Below are 5,290 nucleotides of genomic sequence, written 5' to 3'. Positions count from 1 at the left end.
GCAGTGGCGGCCCCTTGGGCAAAGACTTGGTCGGAGCCATGGGCAGGCTGAAGAGCAGGCTCGTCGTAGACCGGCGCGGCGGCCGGGGCCTCGACCGCGGCGGGACGGCGCGCCTCGCCGGCGAGCGCGTAGCGCAGGGCCCGGACGGGCTCGGCGAGGCCCCACCAGACGAACTGGAGCGTGCCGGTGAACAGGTCCTTGTGGCGGCGCCGGCGCAGCTGGAACCGGAGCATCGCCTCGGCGTCGCCGTACATCAGGCCGGCGAGCGCGACGTAATCCTGGGTGCGCAGCGTCCCGAAGGCGAGGCGGCAGACCGCGTCGGCGCCGGAGCGCGTGACCGGCCCGAGGATCACCGGCAGGGCCCCGGCGGGTCGGGCACCGGCGACCGGCACCACCGTCAGGGTGCCGGGGATCGGGCGCTGGCCCGCTCCGGCGGCGAGCAGGGCCGCCGGCATCCGGACGGTGCAGGCCTCCGCCGAGACCCGCTCGATCGCCACGTCGACGGCCCGGCCCCCGAGCGTGAGCTGGCCGCGGCGGTTGATCGTCAGCGAGGGCGTGCGCTCGAGCTGCCGGCGCTCGGCACAGACCCCCAGGGCCGCTCCGGCGGTCAGCAGGTTGAAGAGGTTCCACAGGCCGACGACCAGCATCAGGTTGGTCACGCCCGGCTCGAACAGGTAGCGCCAGGCGGCGACCAGGCAGCCGGTCAGGAGCAGGCCGTAGACGGCGAAGAACGGCAGCGACAACGCCGACAGGTGGTCGTGGTCGAGGGTCGCGCCCTTGTTGGTGACGTTGAAGGTGGGTTTCCGCGGCGACCAGATCACCGAGACGATCGCCTTCGACAGGTACAAGCCCTGGACGTACTCGTAGAGCTCCGAAACGAAAGGCCAGCGGAACTTGCCGTAGACATAGTTCTGCATCATCAGGTTGATGACGATATAGGTCGCCGTGTAGGCGATCGACTCGTCGACGCTGGCGACGAAGATCTTCAGATCGAAGAAGATGTGCAGCAGCGGCGCGAACATGAAGGCGAGCCGCGGGATCGGGAAGAACCAGAAGGTCATGCTCGACAGGTAGGCGAGCTTCTGGATCGGCTTGAGGCCGCGTTGCAGCGCCGGGTTCTTCAGGAGCAGGATCTGGAACATGCCCTGGCACCAGCGCGAGCGCTGGCCGATGAAGTCGGCGAGCGTGTCGGGCTGGAGGCCGGCGATCAGCGGCCGGTCGACATAGGCGCTGGTCCAGCCGCGGGAATGCAGCTCGAAGGCGGTCTCGCAATCCTCCGTGATGGTGATGCCGGCGAAGCCCCCGGCCTCGTCGAGGGCGGCGCGGCGCAGGAGTGCCGCGGAGCCGCAGAAGAACGAGCCGTTCCACTTGTCGAGCCCGGCCTGGGTCACCGCGTAGAACATCTCGTTCTCGGACGGCATCCGCTGGAAGGTGCGCAGGTTCCGCTCGATCGGGTCCGGGTTGAGGAAGGCGTGCGGGGTCTGGACCAGGAAGAGCTTCGGATCCTCGGCGAAGTAGCCGACGGTCTCGTTCAGGAGCGAACGGAACGGCACGTGGTCGGCATCGAGCACCAGCACGAGGTCGCCGGTGGCCGAGGCGAGGCCGTTGTTGAGGTTGCCGGCCTTGGCGTGCTCGTTGCGGGCCCGGGTGAGGTAGCGGGCGCCGAGCTCGGCGCAGAGCGCCTGCAGCTCGCGCCGCCGCGCCTGCGCGGCCGCGGCCTTCTCGGGGTTCGGGTCGGCGCATTTCTGGTCGGTGCCGCCGTCGTCGAGGAGCCAGACGGTCAGCTTCTCGGGCGGGTAGTTCATCTGGCGCGCGGCGGCCAGCGTCATCGCCAGGATCTCGGCATCCTCGTTGTAGCTCGGCACGAAGACGTCGACGGAGGGAAGGTCGGCCGCCGGCGCCGCCGCGGGCGGGCGGCGCCGCAGCGGCTCGGCGTTGATGATCAGGCTGACGAACAGGATGAAGACGCAGTAGAGTTCGCAGAGCAGCAGCAGCAGGCCGAAGCCGAAGCTGACCGGATCGCCCGGCGAGGGCAGGGTGTCGGTCACCCGCCACAGGATGTAGCGCAGCACCACCAGGCTGCCCATCGCCAGGAAGACGAAGCGCGCCCGCGGCCCGTCGAACAGGAGCCAGAGCCCCGCCATCGCCGCCATGGCGGCAAGGCTCATCGCGAGCTGATTCTGGGTGCCGACCGGCTGGCTCAAGAGGGCGAGGCCGGCGACCGTCGTCCCCATCCAGGCCAGCCATCGCAACACACGCACCACGCCCGCCACTCCAGAATCGCCAGACCCTAAGCCATCAGATTATGTCCATTTCTCGTTACGAGAACCTGATTTTCACCAGCAACTCAAGCCGGGAGTCCCTGTCATCACGTGCAAAAAAGTCGCATTTGTCCTCAAATCGAAACGACACTCTTGTCGTAGGCTATCCTCGCCCTATCGAAACAGAACGAGCAAGTTCATTGAATATTATGTTAGCTCGACAACCGACCGGACGATCATTCCCCATGAAAACCCTGCGTTAATATTCTCATGATTCATTAACCAATCATGGCAACGCGCGGAATCGTGGCCTCCGGCGCGTCGCGAACGACGGGCAGGACCGGCCAAGTCGTCGGATTGATTGAAGACCTCATCGGTCAGCCGCGGCCCCGCCCTCACCTGGATGGCCTCCGGCTCGCGGCGTGCCCGAAGTCGAGTCGACCGGACTGGGCATTCGCCTCGGCTTGTGCCAACGGCCTGAGATGCCGACGCATCAGTCCGTTGGACCCTCTCGAATTGTCGACACCGGGCCAGAGGCTCGACAAAAATTCGAGAACGGAACCAAAGGTCGCCTTCAACGACCGTCGGTATCGGTACCCGTCGAGGCTGGATCGCCGGCCGACGTCGCGACATCATGAGGCCGTGCAGCGATCCCGGTTGGAAGGACTGCTCATTCCTGGGCACGACCACTGCATCGTCCTTGACGAGCAGATCGTCCCTTAGAAATTCGCCCGCGCCTCGATGCTCGAATAATAGCCCGAGCCCTGGACCCGGTCCTGCACGTAGCCCGCCGCCAGCGACATCTGCACCGGCCCGAACTTCACGCCGGAGAGGTGGGCGCCGATCCGGTACTGGCGGAAGAAGTCGTCGCCGAGGAACAGCGCCTCCGGCCCGATATAGACGCCGTCGGCGACCATGTAGCCGAGGCGGACGCGGGAGTAATAGGCGTTGAACTTCGTCGAGTAGGAGCCGTAGGCCGACACCATCGTGCGGTCGGTCGGGTTGGCGTAGAAGTTGGCGGCGACGCGCAGGCCGATGCCGGTGCCGACCACCGGGTTGCCGGGATCGGGGACCGAGAGCTGGTTGCTGCGCACGTTGAAGCCGATGAAGCCGGCGAGCGCCGCGTCGCGCCACACCCACTCGTAGCCGGCCATCGCCGAGCCTTCCTGCTGGTAGCCCGTCACCCGCGTGGCGACGGCCTGGCCCGGATAGGAATAGGTGCCGGCGATGGCCTCGACCCGCACCCGCGGGCCGCTCTGGGTCGGCGAGCCGACGAGGGGCGCCGTCACGGTGATCGAGCCGAAGGCGGAGCTGTTCGAGGTGACGCTGGTCGAGCCGTCGACGGCGACCGCCCAGCTGTCGTCGACCGCCTGGGTCTGGGCGCCGGTGTACCAGTCGGCGCTCGTGCTCGCGCTCGGCGCCCTCAGATCCGCGGCCCGGGCCGCGCCGGCCGCGGCGAGCACGACCAGGCTCGCGCCGCCGACGAGGCACAGTGTTCGATACTGACTCGAGGCAATCAACGCCGCCTCCCACGCAAGTTACCGGTCGAATGTGCACCGATTTATGCGGGGTGACGGTTAAAATTTAGCTCTCACTCGCCGGGATATGCGTCGGCAAAATTTACCCATCTTGGCGAATCCGCCCGGTCGCACGGGGCGCCCGGGCGCAGGGCGGATCAGGCGGCGCGGGACGCCAGCACGGCGGCGAGGTCCTCGCGCCGGAACGGCTTGTCGAGCTGCAGGAACCGGCGGGCCGCGGCGGGCAGCTGCCCGTGCGGGCTCGCCAGGATGACGCGGATGCCCGGATGGCGCTCGACCACGGTGGCGGCGAGCTGGAGGCCGGTCATCACCGGCATCGCCTGATCGGCGATCATCGCGTCGAAGGCGGCGTCGCGCGCCAGCAGCGCCAGGGCATGCTCGCCGGACGCGGCCTGGACGACGTCGTGGCCGAGCTCGCCCAGGGCCTCGACGAGGCTGGCCCGCACGAGGCTGTCGCTCTCGACCAGGAGGATGCGGAGCGCGGCCTGCGGCGCCGGGTCGGCGGCGTCCCCGGTCCGTCCCTCCACACCGTGCGCTTCCGCGGTGCCTGTTTCCGCGGTGCGCGCTTCGGCGCGCAGCCAGGCCTCGGCGAGGAACGCCTCCTCGCCCTGGCCGTCGCTGACGACGCGCCAGCCGCCGCCGCGCTCGCGCAGGAGCTGCGCCACGGTCTCGAGCGCCCGCGTCGGCGGGCGCATGGCGGCGCCGGCCGGGCGCCGCCCGCTCGCGAACAGGACGCGCAGGGCCGGTCCCTCCGGCATGCCGGGCGCCGGGGGTTGGCCGGCCGGATGCTCGGCCGCCCCGATCGCGAAGCCGTGCAGGCCGAGGTCGCGGACGTGGAAGGCGAGGTTGAGCAGGACCAGTTCCAGGAGACGCTCGGAGCAGGCGGCCTTCGGCAGGTCCGCGGGGATGCGGGTGACGACCGGAGCGTCGCGCAGGACGCTCCCCTGCAGGAAGGGCAGGAACGCCGCGACGGTCGCGGCGAGGTCGCAGGAGGCCAGGTCGGAGGTGGCGAGATCGCCGGAGGGCTCGCCGCCGCGCACCAGGTTGAGCAGGCGCCGGGTGAGCGCGGCCCCGCGCTGGGCGCCCGCCAGGGCGGCGTCGGTCAGCGCCGCCTGCCGCGGATCGAGGCCGGTCTGGCGCCGCAGCACCCCGAGATTGACCAGCACCACCGTCAGCACGTCGTTGAAATCGTGGATGATGCCGTCGGTGACCCGGCGCAGGACGAGGTTGCGCCGCCGCTCGTTGGCGCCCGCCGGGGTGTCGGCGGGCTCGCCCTCGTTGATTGCCCGGCTGAGGGCATGGATCCGCGTCCGGCCGGCGGCATCGCGGCCGCGCAGCAGCCGCACCAGCAGGCGGCGGCCGGATTCCGGCCCGGGGCCGCGGGTGCGCATCACCACGTCGTGGGGACCGTCGGCCCCGAGCGCCGCCGCGAGGGCGAGGTCGAGGAGGGGACGGTCGGCGGGCTCGAACCGGCCGGCGAGGTCGGCGAGC

The 5,290-nt window shown here is 69.8% G+C and carries 3 protein-coding genes; all 3 read right to left on the bottom strand.

Translation table 11 applies throughout. The features are described from left to right. The coding region (gene bcsA, locus VQ03_RS01580) for a UDP-forming cellulose synthase catalytic subunit (RefSeq protein WP_048449103.1) at positions 1–2,234 on the bottom strand (2,234 nt) is incomplete at its 3' end. Positions 2,235–2,980: 746 nt separating this feature from the next. Beyond that, entirely contained in the window at positions 2,981–3,724 is a 744-nt protein-coding gene (bcsS, locus tag VQ03_RS01575; protein WP_245291926.1) for a cellulose biosynthesis protein BcsS, read from the bottom strand. Positions 3,725–3,936: 212 nt separating this feature from the next. Next, a partial coding sequence (locus VQ03_RS01570; protein ID WP_048449102.1) for a response regulator occupies positions 3,937–5,290 on the bottom strand: 1,354 nt, incomplete at its 5' end.

It is taken from the genome of Methylobacterium tarhaniae (assembly GCF_001043955.1).
In the GTDB taxonomy this organism is placed as follows: domain Bacteria; phylum Pseudomonadota; class Alphaproteobacteria; order Rhizobiales; family Beijerinckiaceae; genus Methylobacterium; species Methylobacterium tarhaniae.
This window is presented reverse-complemented; position numbering and strand designations above follow the sequence as displayed.